Consider the following 16543-nt stretch of genomic DNA (forward strand, 5'->3'; position numbering starts at 1 on the left):
GAGAGTAGGACACTGCCAGGCACCCAATACAAGAAACCCCGCTCACTCGAGCGGGGTTTTTTATTGCCTGAAATTCAGCCCTCACTGGAGGGCAAGCGGGCACTATGGTGCTGTTCGTCGTTCACGTTCACTTGTTGCCCGTACCGGAAAAGTTGCGCCTGCTCTGGTCACATTGAACCCACATGTTGGCTCTCTTTGTTTTCATCATTTTTAGCGTAATAACCCAGTCGGGGCCGTTCTGTCTAAACCCGCCGCCCGCGCTGCGATTGGGGTTGTATCTGAATCATAACTCGGTAGAGTAAGGGGCATTCCGGGTTTGCCCGTGCCATGGTTTCGGTTTTTTTTCTGGTATGGGATTCTCCGCCTGTTTTCATTCACCTTCACTCAGTGGTACCGATATGGAACAAGTAAACAAGTCAACCTTCAACGATGTGCTGGAATATGTGCGTATGTCCCGTCGTCAGAACAAGCTCAAGCGTGAAATCGCGGACAACGAGAAAAAGATCCGTGACAACCAGAAGCGGGTACTGTTGCTCGACAACCTGAGTGACTATATCAAGCCCGGCATGAGCATTGACGAGGTTCAGGCCATCATCGCCAACATGCGGACCGATTATGAAGAGCGCGTAGATGACCATATCATCAAAAATGCCGAGCTTTCCAAGGAGCGCAAGGAGCTGAGTACCAAGCTGAAGAGTATGAGCACCAGCAAATAATACCGCCCCGCTCTCGTCAACACCGGCCTCTGGCCGGTGTTTCATTTTCATGCCGCAGCTCGGATCTCTTGCCGCGTTGCAACAATCGGCTCCCATTTTCACAATCGCCCTGTTAACATCGCTGCAAAGCGGTCAATAGATTTCAAGCCCTTGACTTGAAACGACTAAGCTTGATTGAAAGACAATAAATTGCGCAACCATGGTGGGGCTGATATGGGCGCATCAAAACAGACGGATTCAAATAAAGTGGCATCTCAGGATTCATCCGTACCTAATACGGACGGGCAACAACAGCGTAAACGCCGACCCTGGTGGCGCTGGTTGTTCTGTTTTATCTTTTTGCTTTGCCTGGCTGCCGCGATCGCCCTGGTGGGTTATGAAATGAAGACCTCCCGACTGCAGTCACAGGAGATCTCCCGCTATGCGGCCACCCTGACCTATCAGATCGAACCCGGCCCCAGCAAGCAAATTGCCTTCCCCGACGACGGCCCGTTCGACAAGCGACTCGGTTATGTGCTGATGCCCATGATCCAGGAACGTCTCGTTCAGCGTGGCTACCAGGTGAGCGAACAGGTCCGTTTTTCCGATGCGCTCTACAACTACGCCAGCCACGGTTTCTTCGTGCCTTATACCGAGAAGGTCCAGGCAGGATTGACACTCTATGACTGCCGTGCAGAACCTTTCTACCAGTACAAGTATCCGACTCATTACTATCCGGATTTCAATGCCATACCGCCCTTGGTCATCCAGTCTCTGCTGTTTATCGAGAACCGTGAACTCCTGAGCAACAAGGAACCGCTGGCCAACCCTGCCGTAGACTGGCCGCGCTTTGCCAAGGCGGCGCTGTCTCAGGTGGGCAAGGCGCTGGACATGCAGGATCAATCTGCTGGCGGCAGCACTCTGGCGACCCAGGTGGAGAAGTATCGTCATTCTCCCGATGGACTGACCGTTTCGCCGACCGAGAAGATCCGCCAAATGGTCTCGGCCAGCGTTCGTGCCTATCGGCTGGGGCCCGAGACCCTGGAGGCCCGCAAGCTGGTTGCCTGGGCCTACCTCAACTCTGTCCCGCTCTCTGCGGCGCCCGGTTATGGCGAGGTGCACGGTCTCGGTGATGGCCTCTGGGTCTGGTTTGGCGCCAATGTCGATGAGGTGAATCGACTGCTGGATCCCGCTCGCAACCAGGATTCCACCCTGGCCGAGCAGGGCCTTGCCTTGCGCCAGGTTGTCTCCCTGATGATCGCCCACCGCCGTCCTTCCTATTACCTGGCGCAGGGCAGAGAAGCACTGTCGACCCTGACAGACAGCTATCTGCGACTCTTCGTGCAGGAGGGAATGATCACGCCCCCCCTGATGGAGTCGGCTCTCAAGGCCAAGCTGGTCTTCCGCGATTTCCTGCAGGCACCTGCCATCACTCGAGTCAACAACAACAAGGGACTGCAGGTGGCTCGCACTCGTCTCAGTCGTCAGCTCGGGGTGCAGCTTTATGACCTGGATCGCATGGATCTGATGGCCAACACCACCCTCAATATGCCGCTGCAGAACGAGGTGTCACGCTATCTGCAGCAACTGGCAGACCCTGCATTCGCAGCCCAGGTGGGCCTGTTTGGTGAGCGCCTGCTCTCGCCGGAGAAGACGGGTGATGTGAAGTACAGCTTTACCCTGTTCGAGAAGACGCCGGAAGGGGTCAAGGTGAGGGTGCAGACCGACAACACGGACCAGCCGTTCGACATCAATGAGGGCAGCAAGCTTGAACTGGGATCCACCGCCAAGTTGCGGGTGCTGACGACCTATCTCGAGATTGTCACCGAGTTGCATGACAGCTACGGCAATATGCCGGTGGAGAGCCTGCGAAAGATCGAAGTGTCCGATCAGGACAACATCAGCCGCTGGGCCATCGCCTATCTGATGAGTGCCAAGGACAGAAGCCTGCCGGTGATGCTGGAGGCCGCACTGGACCGCAAGTATTCCGCAAGTCCCTATGAAGGCTTCTTTACCGGCGGTGGCATGCACACCTTCAACAACTTCCGCAAGGAAGACAACGGTCGCATCCCGCCCATTCGCGATGCGCTGCGGGAATCCATCAACCTGCCCTTCGTGCGCTTGATGCGGGACATCGTCCGCTACAGCCTCTACAAGGAGGGAAATCGTGCCCAGTTGTTGAAAGATGACAGGGATCCTCGCCGTACCGAGTACCTGGCCAAGTTTGCTGACAAAGAGGGCCAGACCTATCTGCTGAGGTTCTGGCGCAAATATCGTGGCAAGAGTGCAGAAGAGCAGCTCGATACCTTCCTCGATGGTCTCAAACCCAGCGCGGTGCGTCTCGCCGCCGTGCATCGCTATCTGATGCCGGAAGCCTCCCAGGCCGACTTTGCAGCTTTCCTGGCCAAGCGCCTGCCGCGGGAGAAATTGACCGAGAAGCGCATAGAGCAGCTCTATACCAATTACGGCCCCGGCAAATATTCTCTGCCGGATCAAGGTTATATCGCACGGGTGCATCCACTCGAGCTGTGGTTGCTTGCCTATCTCAAGGAGTTTGACAAGGCCACCTTTACCGATGCGGTAACCGCCAGCCGTGACGAGCGTCAGGAGGTCTACAGCTGGCTGTTCAAGACCCGTCATCGCAGTGCCCGGGATAGCCGGATCCGCACCATGCTGGAGGTTGAGGCCTTCCTCGACATCCATCAGCGCTGGGCTCGCCTGGGCTACCCGTTCGATCACCTGGTTCCGTCCCTGGCGACCGCACTGGGCAGCTCGGGCGATCGTCCTGCTGCGTTGGCCGAGCTGATGGGGATCATCCAGAACGGCGGCATTCGTGCGCCGACCCTGCGCATCGAGCACCTCTCCTTTGCCAAGGGGACCCCCTTCGCCACCGTCTTTGAGCCGGCGAACACCCAGGGGGAACGGGTGATGCCTGCCGAGGTGGCCAACGCCTTGCGCAATGCACTCTCCAAGGTGGTGGAAGGGGGGACGGCGCGGCGCATCGCCGGGGCCTTCGCCTTGCAGGATGGTACTGTCCTGGCCCTGGGGGGCAAGACGGGGACCGGGGACAACCGGATCGAGACGGTGGGTCGCTACGGCAATGTGACCAGTTCACTGGCTCGCAACCGGACTGCGACTTTCGTCTTCTACATCGGGGATGATCACTTCGGCACGCTGACGGCCTATGTACCCGGCAGCCAGTCCGACAAGTTCCGCTTCACGTCGGCGCTGCCTGTACAGGTGCTCAAGGGGATGGCCCCCCTGCTGGTCCCCTATCTGCAACCTGCTACTCATACCCAGTGCATGGCGGGCAGCTGAGCGGATAGCGTATGAAAAAACGGGGCCATTTCGGCCCCGTTTGATTGTGTACTGCACGCCGCCCTGAGGCGGACGTGAGTCATCACTTACAACAGATCTTCAATTTCACCGCGCAGGTACTGGTACATCTCGCGATAGGCTACCGGCGGCTTGTTCAGCTCCCGCTCCTTGTTGGCGGTGCGGATCAGCTGACGCAGCTTCTGGCGATCCAGCTCGTGGAACTGGGACATCAGCTCGTTGAGGGCGCTGTCGCCTTCGGTGATCAGCCGCTCGCGCCACTGTTCGAGGCGATGCAGGCGGGCGTTCACGGTGGAGTGACGCATCTTGATGATGGAGAGGGCCTCTTCGATGGGGGCGACATCGCGGCTACGCATCAGACGGCCGATGAACTGGAGATGGCGACGGAAGGACTCATCCTTCTTCGGCTTGAGCTTGCGACCCAGCTCGACCGCTTCGGCGAGCTCTTCATCCAGGGGGATCTTCTCCAGCTCGCTGTGACTCAGGGAGACGATCTCTTCCCCCATCTTCTGCAAGGCTTCGGCATCACGCTTGAGCTGGCTCTTGCTGGGGCCCCAGTCTTCCCACTCGTTGTCGTCTTGATATTGACTCATCGGTCTCTGTATTCCTGTCATTCACGTTTGGCGGATATGTTACCAGCTTCTCCCGCTGGGCGCAGGGGTCTGATATGCTTAGCCCCTTTCCTTCCCTTCATACAGATGTGAGTTATGGACCAGCAAGATCAAATCCGCCAGGATCAATCCCATCTCGAGGCCGTGGTCGCCGAGGCCCTTGAGATAGCGAAAGGGCTGGGCGCCGGGCTTGCCGAAGTCTCCATCAGCAAACAGACCGGCCTCTCGGTGAACACCCGGGGCTGCGAGCTGGAAAGCATCGAATTCAACAAGGATGGCGCACTCGGCATCGCCGTCTATCGCGATGGTTGCAAGGGGTCCTCCTCCACCACGGATCTGACCAAGCCGGCCATTCGCGCCGCCGTGGAAGCGGCCATGGAGATCGCCCGCCACACCTCTCCCGATGACTGCGCCGGTCTTGCGGATGCGGATCTGCTGGCCTGGGATGCCCCGGACCTGCAACTGTGCCACCAAATCGAGCTGGATCCCCAGCGTGGCATCGCGCTGGCCATCGAGTGCGAGCGGCTGGCCCTGGGACGGGATGCCCGCATCAAGCACTCTGACGGAGCCAGTTTCTCCAGCCACCTGGGTGTCAAGGTCTATGGCAACAGCCACGGCTTCGTCAAAGGCTATGCAGCGTCCCGCAACTCCCTGAGCTGCGTACTGATCGGCGAGCAGGATGGTGACATGCAGCGCGACTACGGCTACTCCTCCAGCCGCTCCCTGGACGGGCTGTGGAGCCCCCAGCGCATCGCTGACGAGGCGGTGGAGCGCACTGTTTCCCGCCTGGGGGCTCGCAAGATCAGCACCCGCCATGCCCCTGTGCTGTTCCACCCCGATACCGCTGCCGGTCTGTGGGGCCATCTGGTGATGGCCATCAGTGGGGGGAACCTCTATCGCAAGTCGAGCTTCCTGCTGGACAAACTGGGCAAGCAGATCCTGCCCGAGTGGCTCACCATCCAGGAGTTCCCCCACTTGCCGGGAGGACTTGCCAGCACCCCGTTCGACGGGGAAGGGGTTCGCACCCGCGACATGGACATCATCCGCAACGGCGAGCTGATGAGCTGGCTGCTCACCTCCTACTCCGCCCGCAAACTGGGCCTGACCACCACGGGCCACGCCGGGGGCATCCATAACTGGCAGGTCTCCAATACCGGCCAGGACTTCCAGGGCATGCTCAAGGAGATGGGCACCGGGCTGCTGGTGACCGAGCTGATGGGGCAGGGGGTCAACATCGTCAATGGTGATTACTCCCGCGGCGCAGCCGGTTTCTGGGTTGAAAATGGCGAGATCCTCTATCCTGTGGAGGAGATCACCATTGCAGGCAATCTAGCCGACATGTTCAGCCATATCGTGGCGGTGGGCAGTGATGAGGATGAGCGTTCCAGCCTCAAGACCGGCTCCGTACTGGTCGAGCAGATGAAACTGGCGGGGCACTGATCCCCTCCGTCCGATCTGGTACACGGCCATGAAAAAGGCCCCCTCGCCTGGCGAGGGGGCCTTTTTATCGTCGGCTCATGGTGAAGCCAGCTTATTCCTTGATGCGCTCGATGCGACCACCCAGGCCTTGCAGCTTGTGCTCGATGTCTTCGTAGCCACGGTCGATGTGATAGATGCGATCGACGATGGTGGCCCCTTCGGCCACGAAGCCGGCCAGCACCAGGCTGGCGGAGGCGCGCAGATCGGTCGCCATCACCTGGGCACCCTTGAGCTGCTGGGTGTCGCGGCAGATGGCCACATTGCCCTGCAGTTCGATGTCGGCACCCATCCGAACCAGCTCGGGCACGTGCATGAAGCGGTTCTCGAAGATGGTCTCGGTGACCATGCCGGTGCCCTGGGCGACCGCGTTCAGCACGGTGAACTGTGCCTGCATGTCGGTCGGGAACGCCGGGTAGGGGGCGGTCTTGATGGTGACAGGTTTCAGGGTGCGACCTGTCATGTCGAGGGTGATCCAGTCGTCACCCTTTTCAATCAGGGCGCCAGCCTCTTCCAGTTTGACCAGTACGGCTTCCAGCAGGCTGGGGTCGGTGTTGCGGCAAGTGATCTTGCCACCGGTCACGGCGGCGCCCACCAGGAAGGTGCCGGTCTCGATGCGATCGGGCTGCACGCTGTAGCTGCCACCGTGCAGACGTTCTACGCCGTCGATGGTCAGGGTATCGGTGCCGGCGCCCTGAATGTTAGCTCCGAGCGCGTTGAGGAAGTTGGCCAGATCGACCACCTCCGGCTCACGGGCGGCGTTTTCGATCACGGTGCGACCGTCAGCCAGGGTGGCGGCCATCATCAGGTTCTCGGTACCGGTCACGGAAACCATGTCCATCAGGATGTGGGCACCTTTCAGGCGGCCGTCGACGCGGGCTTTGATGTAGCCCTCTTCGATGACGATCTTCGCGCCCATCAGCTCCAGGCCGTGGACATGCAGGTTGACCGGGCGGGCACCGATGGCACAGCCGCCGGGCAGGGAGACGTCTGCTGCACCGAAGCGGGCTGCCAGCGGGCCCAGGGCCAGGATGGAGGCACGCATGGTCTTCACCAGCTCGTAGGGGGCGACATGATTGTTTACCGCACCGGTCAGCACGGTCACGTTGCCGTTGACCTTGGTGGTGGCGCCCAGCATCTCCAGCAGCTTGAGGGTGGTACCCACGTCTTTCAGGCGCGGTACGTTGGAGAGTTGAACCTCTTCGTCACACAGCAGGGTGGCAAACAGGATGGGCAGGGCGGCATTCTTGGCGCCAGAGATGGTCACTTCACCGGAGAGGGTGCAGGGGCCGGTGATCTTGAATTTGTCCATGGTTTACTTCTTTACCAAATCAGGAGGGCAGCTGGAATTTACGCTCGCGTTTCCACTCGGCGTCGGTATAGGCCTTGATGGAGAGAGCGTGGATCTCGTTGGTGGCGATCTTGTCCATCAGCGGGGCATAGATGGCCTGTTGTTTCTTGACCCGGCTCATGCCGTCAAACATGTCGCCGACGGCGATCACCTGGTAGTGACTGCCGTCCCCTTTGACATGGACTTCGGACAATGGCAAAGCCTCGAGGAGTATCGCTTCAATTTCAGAGACTTGCATTATGAGTCCTCAGTTGTGAGCGGGGTTGAATGAAAGAGGCTGGCCACCCCGTAGAGGTTGGCCAGCGTATGGAAATCGTTGGAGGCACCCACCAGTGTCGGAGTGGCACCCCGTGCCAGTGCCGCCTTGGCCCACTTGACCAGCAGGGCAAGGCCGGCGGAATCCAGGGTAGTGACGGCACCGAGTTCGAGCCGATCGTTCTGCCACCAGTCGGTGCGGCGTTGCCACAGATCGTTGACCTGCGGGGCCTGCAAGTCACCGCTCAGGATCATGACTTGATCACCAGCGGCTTGGCGTTGTGTTCACGCAGTTGGGCGATCACCGCATCGATGCCGTTCTGGCGAATGAGGCCGCCCAGCTCGTTCTGCTTGGCAGAGAGCAGGCTGATCCCTTCGGCAACCATGTCGAAGGCTTTCCACTCGCCGGTCTTGTTGTTCTTGCGCAGCTTGAACTCGAGGAAGATGTCCGGCTTGCCGGCCTCTTTCACGCTGACGTTGACGGCGGTGATGTTGCTCTCGGCGGCTTTGCCGGGCTGGACCTTGACGGTCTGCTTGTCAAAGTGTGCCAGGGCGTCGGCGTAGGAGCTCACCATGTACTCGGTGAAGACGTCCACAAAGGCGTCACGCTGGGCAGGGGTCGTCTGTTTGATCTGGTTGCCGAGCACCTTGTAGGCGGCGAAGCGGTTGTCCACGTAGGGCAGCAGCTCCTCGCGGATGATGACGCGCAGGTGATCGGGGTTGCTCTTCACCTGGGCCTGATCGGCTTTCAGGCGGGCAAAGGTCTGCTGGGCGGCCTGATCCACGAGGGCATAGGGGTCCGAAGTATTGACATCCGCACGGGCGACGAGGGAGAACAGCATGCTGGTCATCAGACCCAGCATCAGGGCGATCTTCTTGAACATGGTTACTCCTTGGTTGCGGGTGTGTTGGCCGGAGAGGACTGGCTGTAGAGGAACTTGCCAATCAGATCTTCCAGCACGATGGCGGACTTGGTGTCTTCGATCATGTCGCCATCCTTGAGCATGCTGGTGCCCATCTCTTCATCGGTGAACCCCGGTGCCAGACCGATGTACTGCTCACCGAGCAGGCCAGAGGTCAGGATGGAGAGGGTGCTGGTCTCGGAGAACTCGCCGGCACTCTTCTGCATCTGCAGGGAAACGATGGGGACCTGGCTCTTGGGATCCAGGGTGATGTCGCTGACACGACCGACGACGACGCCGCCGACCTTGACCGGCGAGCGCACTTTCAGGCCGCCGATATTATCGAAATGGGCGCGCAGGGTATAGGTTTCTCCTTCCGGTTTGAAACTCAATCCCGCCACTTGCAGTGCCAATGCCAGAATGGCCGCGATGCCAGCCAGCATGAAGGCGCCAACCAGAAATTCTACTTTGCTGAACTTCATCTTTCCCTTATCCAAACATGACTGCGGTGAGTATAAAATCCAGACCGAGCACGGCCAGGGATGAGTGAACCACGGTACGGGTGGTCGCCTGACTGATCCCGGCCGAGGTCGGTTTGGCATCATAGCCGTTGAAGAGCGCTATCCAGGTCACCACCAGGGCGAAGATCAGGCTCTTGATGGCGCCTTGCATGATGTCGTCCTGCCAGTCGACGGAGGCCTGCATGGCGGACCAGAAACTGCCTTCGTCCACCCCAAGCCAGTCGACACCAACCAGCTTGCCGCCAAAGATGCCGATCAGACTGAACATGAAGGCCAGCAGCGGCATGCTGATGACCCCGGCCCAGAAGCGGGGCGCCACGACCCGACGCAGCGGATCGACCGCCATCATCTCCAGGCTGGAGAGCTGCTCGGTGGCCTTCATCAGGCCGATCTCGGCGGTGAGGGCGGAGCCCGCACGACCGGCGAACAGCAGGGCGGTGACCACAGGACCCAGCTCACGGAGCAGGGAGAGGGAAACCAGAGGCCCCAGGCTCTGCTCTGCGCCGAAATCCTTCAATACGTTGTAACCCTGCAGGGAGAGCACCATGCCGATGAAGAGGCCTGACACCAGTATGATGGCGACGGATTGCACTCCCACCACATACAGTTGCTGCACCAGCAGCGGGAAGTGCTTGCGTGGCTGGGGCCGTCCTGCCAGTGCATGAAACAGCATGATGGTTGCCCGGCCGACGGCGTTGATGAAACGCACACCGCTGCGGCCCAGCTTGCTTATCTGACTTGTCAACATCACAGATCCTGTAGCAGGTCGCCTGCCGGAAAATGAAACGGAACAGGACCGTCGGGCAATCCCTTGAGGAACTGCTCGACTTCGGGATTGTGCTCCTCGCGCAGCTGCTCCGGTGTGCCGTGTGCCACTACCTTGCGGTTGGCGATGATGTAGGCGTAGTCGGCGATGCTCAGCACTTCCTTCACGTCGTGGGTGACGATGACGGAGGTGATGCCGAGTGCATCGTTGAGCTCCTTGATGAGCTTCACCAGCACCGCCATGGTGATGGGGTCCTGCCCCACGAAGGGCTCGTCATACATGATGAGATCCGGATCCAGCGCGATGGATCTCGCCAGGGCCGCGCGACGCGCCATGCCACCGGAGAGCTCGGACGGCATCAGCTTGGCCGCCCCGCGCAGACCGACAGCCTGCAGTTTCATCATGACGATGGTGCGGATCAGCTCTTCCGGCAGGCCGGAGTGCTCCCGCAGCGGGAAGGCCACGTTGTCGAAGACGGTCATGCCGGTGAACAATGCGCCACTCTGGAACAGCATGCTCATCCGTTTACGCACTTCATACAAGCGTGAACGGGAGAGCGTGGGAACGTCTTCCCCGTCAAACAGGATGTGACCGGACTCAGGCTTGAGCTGGCCCCCGATCAGGCGCAGCAAGGTGGTCTTGCCGATCCCGCTCGGACCCATGACGGCGGTGACCTTGCCACGGGGAATGGTCAGGTTGATCCTGTCGTACAGCAGCCGATCCCCGTGACTGAAGGTCAGGTCGGAGATGGTGATCAGGTCATCGTTCAAACAATTGTCCATCCGGTATAAATGAAGAGCGAATTTTATGGGCTAGTCTAGGTCTAAGCAACAGCGAGGAACAACTATTGAGCGGGTTTCCCCCCCAAGTACGCGACAGTTTTATGTAACAACCTGCGTCAATGACCGCCCATTCCGCATCCGATTCGCTTATCTCGGCAGACTTTTTTATAATCCCGCAGCAAATTTCGGCCCGGAGCTGTGCCTTTATGTCTGTAAAGCCTGAAAAAGTGTCTGAATTGTTCGATTTCCGTCGCAGCGCCCGAGCGGTGCTGGACATAGAAAAACAAGCCATTGATGGACTCTACCAGTACCTTGACGAGGCGTTCGAGCGCGCCTGCGAGATGGTGCTGCGCTGTGGCGGCAAGATAGTGGTGACCGGCATGGGCAAGTCGGGTCATGTCGGCAACAAGATTGCCGCGACCCTGGCCAGCACGGGAACGCCCGCCTTCTTCCTGCACCCGGGCGAGGCGAGCCACGGGGATCTCGGCATGATCTCAGCCGGGGATCTCATCATCGCCATTTCCAACTCCGGCGAGAGCGACGAGATCCTGGCCCTGCTGCCGGTGCTCAAGCGCCGCGGCATTCCACTCATCTGCATGACAGGCAATCCGGCTTCCACCATGGCGAAAGAGGCCAACGTGCACCTGTGCATCAAGGTGGAGAAAGAGGCCTGCCCCCTCGGTCTGGCCCCGACATCCAGCACTACCGCCACCCTGGTGATGGGGGACGCGCTGGCCGTGGCCCTGCTGGAGGCCCGTGGCTTCACCGCCGATGACTTTGCGCTGTCGCATCCGGGCGGGTCCCTCGGCAAGCGGTTGCTGTTGCGAGTGGGCGATCTGATGCACAGCGGCGAGCTGTTGCCCAAGGTGGGGATAGATGCCACCATCAGCCAGGCGCTGCTGGAAGTGAGCCGCAAGGGGCTCGGCATGACGGCGGTGGTGGACGATCAAGGGCTGCTTGCCGGTCTGTTCACCGATGGTGACCTGCGCCGCATTCTGGACCTGCAGGTGGACATCCATCACACCCCCATCAGCCGCGTCATGACGGTGAACTGTGTTACCGTAGGGCCTGAGATGATGGCGGCCGAGGCCGTCAAGCTGATGGAAACCAGGAAAATCAACGGGTTGTTGGTCGTGGATGGGGAGAGACACCCTCTGGGTGCCTTCAACATGCATGACCTGCTGAAAGCCGGAGTAATTTGATGCAAGACGTACCGACCCTCTATGGTCCGGTGACGCGCAGCCAGTACGAGAAGGCGGCGCAGATCCGCCTGCTGGTGTGCGATGTGGATGGGGTGCTCTCCAACGGCTTCATCTATATGGGCAATAACGGCGAAGAGCTGAAGACTTTCTGCACCCGTGACGGTGCCGGCATGCGTGCCCTGCTCAATGCGGGCATCGAGATTGCCATCATCACGGGGCGAAACTCCCGCATCGTCAGCGATCGCATGCAGAGTCTGGGAGTCCAGCACCTGGTGCAGGGTGCAGACAAAAAGCTGCCCCACTTCGAGGCCTTGCTGACCAAGCTCGGGCTGGATGCATCGCAAGCCGCCTATATGGGAGATGACACCATCGATCTGCCGGTGATGCAGGCTTGCGGCTTGGGTATCGCCGTTGCCGATGCCCATCCGCTTGTGCTGGCGAAGGCGGATCTGGTGACGCGGCTTGGCGGTGGCGTCGGGGCCGTGCGCGAGGTGTGCGACCTGATCTTGCAGGCCCAGGGATTGGCTGACTATCAACCCGAGGCGTCGCGATGAACAAACAGACTGTGCTGTTCGGCCTGCTGTTTCTGGCTGCGCTGGCGGCCTGGCAGCTGGGGGAGATCGAGCTGGTCCCCGAGCCGACCACCAAGACGGAAAATTTTCAACCGGACTTCACCGCCAGAGAGTTGGTGACGACCCGTTTCAACGAGCAGGGCAAGCGCACCGAGCGGCTGGAATCCGAATATGCGGAGTACTACCAGGTACTCGAGCAGGCCACTTTCACCAAGCCGGTGGTCTACATGTTCGATGACAAGGGCGCGGCCGAATGGAAGCTGACGGCCGAAACCGGGGTGCTCAACACCGATGACAATGTGATCCTCCGTGACAAGGTGCATCTGGACGGTCTGCTGCCCGCGTCCTTCATCTCCACGCTGGATACTTCCTATCTGGAGCTGGATCTGGTGACGCAGGGGATGAGAAGCAACCAGCACATCAGCATTGTGGGCCAGGAGTTCCAGACCGAGGGCGTTGGCCTCAAGGGTCACCTGGAACGTAAATATTTCGAGTTACTGGATAAAGGCCATGCCACTTATTTCAATGAAAAACGTTAATCTGGCCCTCACGGCCCTGTTGCTGTGCGGTTCCCTGAATGCCAAAGAGTCCGATTTCGCCGAGAAGGTCTATGTGGATGCGGTCAAGCAGGTGGCCGAGATGCAGGACAACCGCATCACCTTCAGCGAGGATGTCATCATCACCCAGGGCACCATCAAGATTAAGGCCGACAAGGTGGTGGTGATCCGCTCCGGCGACAAGGGCGCTGAGGTGATGACCGCGTATGGCAACCCAGCCACTTTCTTCCAGGTACTGGACAACGGCAAACCGGTCAATGCCCATGGCAACAGCATCCGCTACGAGCTTAAGAACCGGTTGGTGACCATCACCGGCAATGGCCAGCTCAAGCAGGAAGACAGCCAGGTGACCGGCGATCTCATTCGCTACGACATCGTCAAGCAGAAGATGATTGCCGAGAGCAAGGGGCCCACCCAGCGCGTCAAGACGGTGTTCCTGCCGGATCAGGTGGAGAACTTTGACAAACCCGCCGATCAGAAGAAGTAGGAAACAACAGCCATGGCAGTGTTAAAAGCAACGGGTCTGCAAAAGAGCTACAAGCGCCGCATGGTGGTCAGCGATGTGAGCCTGGAGGTGGGAACGGGCCAGATCGTGGGCCTGCTCGGCCCGAACGGCGCGGGCAAGACGACCTCCTTCTACATGATCGTGGGCCTGGTGCAGCGGGATGCCGGCCTCATCACCATCGACGAGCAGGACATCAGCCTGCAGCCCATGCATATCCGTGCCCGCAATGGCATCGGCTATCTGCCTCAGGAGGCCTCCATCTTCCGGCGCCTGTCGGTGTTCGACAACTTGATGGGGGTCATGCAGACCCGCAAGGGGTTGAGCCGCGAAGAGCGGGAAGATAAGGTCGAACAGTTGCTGGAAGAGTTCAATATCACCCATATCCGCGACAGCCTGGGCCAGAGCCTCTCGGGTGGGGAGCGGCGCCGGGTGGAAATCGCCCGGGCGCTGGCGGCAGAGCCGAGATTCATTCTGCTCGATGAGCCCTTCGCAGGTGTTGATCCTATTTCAGTCATCGATATCAAAAAGATCATCCAGCATCTGAAAGAACGCGGGTTGGGTGTGCTGATAACGGACCACAACGTCAGAGAGACGCTGGATGTGTGCGAGAAGGCCTACATCGTCAGCCACGGCAAGATGATTGCCGAGGGCGCGCCGGCCGATATCCTCGCCGATGAGCAGGTCAAGCGCGTCTATTTGGGCGATCAATTCAGTCTATAGTAAGGGGGCACCCCTCATTTTTGTTAGGTGACTGCCTCGCTGAACATAAGGATATCCCGACGTAGATGAAGCCGACATTACAGTTGCGTCTCGGTCAGTCCCTGACCATGACGCCACAATTACAACAAGCGATTCGTCTGCTCCAGCTCTCCACCCTGGAACTCCAGCAGGAAATTCAGCAAGCGCTCGACAACAACCCCTTGCTGGAGCAAGAGGAGAACGAGGCGCAGGAAACCAGTCAGACAGAGACACAGGACGCCAGTCAACTCGACTCCAGCGATGCCATGGCCCAGGAGAGCATGCCGGATGAACTGCCGGTGGACACCACCTGGGACGAGGTCTACTCGGCCGGTACGGCCCAGAGTGCAGGCCCCATCCATGACGGGGAAGACAGCGTCTATCAGGGGGAGACCACCGAGAACCTGCAGGACTACCTGCTGTGGCAGATGCGGCTCACCCCGTTCAGTGATGTGGATGCTGCCATCGCCCTTGCCATCATCGATGCTATCGACGAATCCGGGTATCTGACTGCCACCCTCGAGGATATTCAGGCTGCAGTCAGCAGCGAGGAGGTAGAAGTCGAACTGGATGAGATAGAAGCCGTGCTCAAGCGGGTGCAGCATTTCGATCCGGTCGGCATCGCCGCCCGTTCGGTGCAAGAGTGTCTGCTGATCCAGCTCGGCCAGTATTCGCCGGACCTGCCCTGGCTCGACGAAGCCAGAGAGGTGATCCGCGAACACATGGACCTGCTCGGCAATCGCGACTACCGCACCCTGGCTCGCAAGACCCGCCTCAAGGAGAGCGATCTCAAGGAGGTGCTGGATCTCATCCAGCAACTGGAGCCCAGACCCGGCAACGGCATCATCCAGAGTGAATCCCAGTACGTGATCCCGGATGTGTCCGTGGTCAAGAAGGGTAGCAAGTGGGTGGTTGAACTCAATCCGGATTCTGCTCCGCGCATCCGTGTCAACGAGGCCTATGCGGCCATGGCGCGCAATGCCCGCAGCAGCACGGATACCCAGTTCATCCGTTCTCATTTGCAGGAGGCCAAGTGGTTCATCAAGAGCCTGGAGAGTCGTAACGACACCCTGCTCAAGGTGGCCAGCTGCATCGTCGAGCAGCAGCAGGGCTTTTTCGAGTACGGCGAAGAGGCCATGAAACCCATGGTACTCAACGACATCGCGGAAGCGGTGGAGATGCATGAGTCGACCATTTCACGGGTCACGACCCAGAAGTACATGCATACGCCCCGCGGCATTTTTGAACTGAAGTTTTTTTTCTCCAGTCACGTCAATACGGAGGGAGGAGGAGAGTGCTCATCGACCGCTATTCGCGCCCTGATCAAGAAGCTGGTGACGGCGGAAAACCCCGCCAAGCCGCTTAGTGATAGCAAGATCGCGGATTTGCTGGCCGAACAGGGTATTATGGTGGCGAGACGCACGATCGCAAAGTACCGTGAATCCTTGTTGATCCCGCCATCCAATCAGCGCAAACGCCTGGTTTAGGCAAACAAAAGGAAGACGTTATGCAAATTAACCTGACCGGACACCATGTCGAGATTACCGAAGCTCTGCGTGATTATGTGAACAACAAATTTGCCAAACTCGAGCGTCACTTTGACCATATCAACAACGTACACGTGGTGTTGAGCGTCGAAAAACTGAACCAGATCGCCGAAGCCAAGCTGCATGTCAGCGGGGGAGAGGTGTTCGCCAATTCGCAGCATGCCGACATGTATGCGGCGATTGATACCCTGCTGGATAAACTGGATCGGCAGATCATCAAGCACAAAGATAAGTTAAATCAAAAATAACTATGCAACTTGAACACATACTGAGTCGGGACTGCACCAAGAGTGCGGTCCCTTGTACCAGCAAGAAACGCGCGCTCGAGATCATCAGTGAACTGGCCGCAGAGCGCCTCGGCGCTTCCCGCCAGGTCCTGTTTGAAAGCCTGCTGGCGCGAGAAAAGATGGGTAGTACCGGGATCGGAGCCGGTATCGCCATCCCCCACGGCCGGATTGACGACGCCTTCGCGCCGACCGCCGTGTTGATGACCTTCTCCGAGCCCATCCCTTTCGATTCTATCGACAATCAACCGGTTGACCTGCTCTTTGCATTGCTGGTGCCGGAAAGCGAGTGCAAGCAGCACCTCAAGACTCTTTCCCTGATGGCATCCAAACTGGGTGACAAGGCCGTCTGCCGCCAGCTGCGCCAGGCGACCAGCGACGAAGAACTCTATCAGATCATGACGTCGGCCTGAGGCCGGGTCTGACACAGCCACGTTGGCGTG

The 16543-nt window shown here is 59.2% G+C and carries 19 protein-coding genes; 11 read left to right on the forward strand and 8 right to left on the reverse strand.

Translation table 11 applies throughout. The features are described from left to right. The first annotated feature begins 398 nt into the window (after positions 1 to 398). Positions 399 to 716: a PTS system regulator TmaR gene (gene tmaR / locus ACVDHI_RS12620; protein ID WP_010672687.1), complete on the forward strand. Its 318-nt coding sequence runs from the start codon at positions 399 to 401 to the stop codon at positions 714 to 716. Between the two features lie 213 nt (positions 717 to 929). Beyond that, positions 930 to 4013 (forward strand): transglycosylase domain-containing protein, encoded by a 3084-nt coding sequence (locus ACVDHI_RS12625; RefSeq protein WP_029313573.1) that lies wholly within the window; start codon positions 930 to 932, stop codon positions 4011 to 4013. Positions 4014 to 4099: 86 nt separating this feature from the next. Here the strand turns inward: ACVDHI_RS12625 and yjgA are convergent, their stop codons facing one another. Continuing rightward, a complete protein-coding gene (gene yjgA / locus ACVDHI_RS12630) occupies positions 4100 to 4624 on the reverse strand; it encodes a ribosome biogenesis factor YjgA (RefSeq protein ID WP_010672689.1) in 525 nt (174 codons plus the stop codon). 114 nt (positions 4625 to 4738) lie between these two features. Between yjgA and pmbA the strand changes: the two genes are divergently transcribed. Next, positions 4739 to 6082 carry a metalloprotease PmbA gene (pmbA, locus tag ACVDHI_RS12635; protein WP_010672690.1) on the forward strand — a complete coding sequence of 448 codons (1344 nt, stop codon included), beginning with the start codon at positions 4739 to 4741 and terminating at the stop codon, positions 6080 to 6082. A gap of 91 nt (positions 6083 to 6173) precedes the next feature. On the opposite strand, the gene murA is transcribed toward pmbA, so the two are convergent. From murA to mlaF, 7 genes are read right to left on the reverse strand one after another with little or no spacing between them, the layout of a single operon-like run. Continuing rightward, positions 6174 to 7430: a UDP-N-acetylglucosamine 1-carboxyvinyltransferase gene (gene murA, locus ACVDHI_RS12640; protein WP_041211853.1), complete on the reverse strand. Its 1257-nt coding sequence runs from the start codon at positions 7428 to 7430 to the stop codon at positions 6174 to 6176. Positions 7431 to 7449: 19 nt separating this feature from the next. Beyond that, positions 7450 to 7707, reverse strand: a complete 258-nt coding sequence (ibaG, locus tag ACVDHI_RS12645; RefSeq protein WP_010675882.1) for a BolA family iron metabolism protein IbaG — start codon at positions 7705 to 7707, stop codon at positions 7450 to 7452. Then, positions 7707 to 7979 carry an STAS domain-containing protein gene (locus ACVDHI_RS12650; RefSeq protein ID WP_279987306.1) on the reverse strand — a complete coding sequence of 91 codons (273 nt, stop codon included), beginning with the start codon at positions 7977 to 7979 and terminating at the stop codon, positions 7707 to 7709. Before ACVDHI_RS12650 ends, ibaG begins: the two co-directional genes overlap by 1 nt. Next, positions 7976 to 8608 carry a phospholipid-binding protein MlaC gene (gene mlaC, locus ACVDHI_RS12655; protein WP_039040470.1) on the reverse strand — a complete coding sequence of 211 codons (633 nt, stop codon included), beginning with the start codon at positions 8606 to 8608 and terminating at the stop codon, positions 7976 to 7978. The genes ACVDHI_RS12650 and mlaC overlap by 4 nt, the downstream gene beginning before the upstream one ends. 2 nt (positions 8609 to 8610) lie before the next feature. Further along, entirely contained in the window at positions 8611 to 9108 is a 498-nt protein-coding gene (mlaD, locus tag ACVDHI_RS12660; protein ID WP_279987305.1) for an outer membrane lipid asymmetry maintenance protein MlaD, read from the reverse strand. Between the two features lie 7 nt (positions 9109 to 9115). Next, the gene (mlaE, locus tag ACVDHI_RS12665; RefSeq protein ID WP_010675878.1) at positions 9116 to 9895 is read right to left on the reverse strand and encodes a lipid asymmetry maintenance ABC transporter permease subunit MlaE; all 780 of its coding nucleotides are present in this window, start codon (positions 9893 to 9895) and stop codon (positions 9116 to 9118) included. Beyond that, positions 9895 to 10695 (reverse strand): phospholipid ABC transporter ATP-binding protein MlaF, encoded by an 801-nt coding sequence (mlaF, locus tag ACVDHI_RS12670; protein ID WP_029314846.1) that lies wholly within the window; start codon positions 10693 to 10695, stop codon positions 9895 to 9897. Before mlaF ends, mlaE begins: the two co-directional genes overlap by 1 nt. Before the next feature lie 206 nt (positions 10696 to 10901). Here mlaF and ACVDHI_RS12675 point away from each other — a divergent pair, with 206 nt between their 5' ends. The 8 genes from ACVDHI_RS12675 (at position 10902) to ptsN (ending at position 16513) form a co-directional block, all read left to right on the forward strand. Further along, entirely contained in the window at positions 10902 to 11897 is a 996-nt protein-coding gene (locus ACVDHI_RS12675; RefSeq protein ID WP_447212147.1) for a KpsF/GutQ family sugar-phosphate isomerase, read from the forward strand. Continuing rightward, a complete protein-coding gene (gene kdsC / locus ACVDHI_RS12680; protein WP_041214035.1) occupies positions 11897 to 12451 on the forward strand; it encodes a 3-deoxy-manno-octulosonate-8-phosphatase KdsC in 555 nt (184 codons plus the stop codon). The genes ACVDHI_RS12675 and kdsC overlap by 1 nt, the downstream gene beginning before the upstream one ends. After that, entirely contained in the window at positions 12448 to 13008 is a 561-nt protein-coding gene (gene lptC, locus ACVDHI_RS12685) for an LPS export ABC transporter periplasmic protein LptC (protein WP_039040473.1), read from the forward strand. The genes kdsC and lptC overlap by 4 nt, the downstream gene beginning before the upstream one ends. Then, the gene (gene lptA, locus ACVDHI_RS12690; protein ID WP_010675873.1) at positions 12995 to 13513 is read left to right on the forward strand and encodes a lipopolysaccharide transport periplasmic protein LptA; all 519 of its coding nucleotides are present in this window, start codon (positions 12995 to 12997) and stop codon (positions 13511 to 13513) included. Before lptC ends, lptA begins: the two co-directional genes overlap by 14 nt. Positions 13514 to 13525: 12 nt before the next feature. Continuing rightward, positions 13526 to 14251, forward strand: coding sequence for an LPS export ABC transporter ATP-binding protein (gene lptB, locus ACVDHI_RS12695; RefSeq protein WP_010675872.1), 726 nt, complete (start codon positions 13526 to 13528; stop codon positions 14249 to 14251). A gap of 65 nt (positions 14252 to 14316) precedes the next feature. Then, positions 14317 to 15756, forward strand: a complete 1440-nt coding sequence (locus tag ACVDHI_RS12700) for an RNA polymerase factor sigma-54 (RefSeq protein WP_039040474.1) — start codon at positions 14317 to 14319, stop codon at positions 15754 to 15756. Positions 15757 to 15776: 20 nt separating this feature from the next. Continuing rightward, entirely contained in the window at positions 15777 to 16064 is a 288-nt protein-coding gene (gene hpf / locus ACVDHI_RS12705) for a ribosome hibernation promoting factor (protein WP_005305957.1), read from the forward strand. Between the two features lie 2 nt (positions 16065 to 16066). Continuing rightward, positions 16067 to 16513 carry a PTS IIA-like nitrogen regulatory protein PtsN gene (gene ptsN, locus ACVDHI_RS12710; protein ID WP_010675870.1) on the forward strand — a complete coding sequence of 149 codons (447 nt, stop codon included), beginning with the start codon at positions 16067 to 16069 and terminating at the stop codon, positions 16511 to 16513. Positions 16514 to 16543: the final 30 nt, after the last annotated feature.

The sequence above is a fragment of the Aeromonas sp. 25-248 genome, from assembly GCF_053005425.1.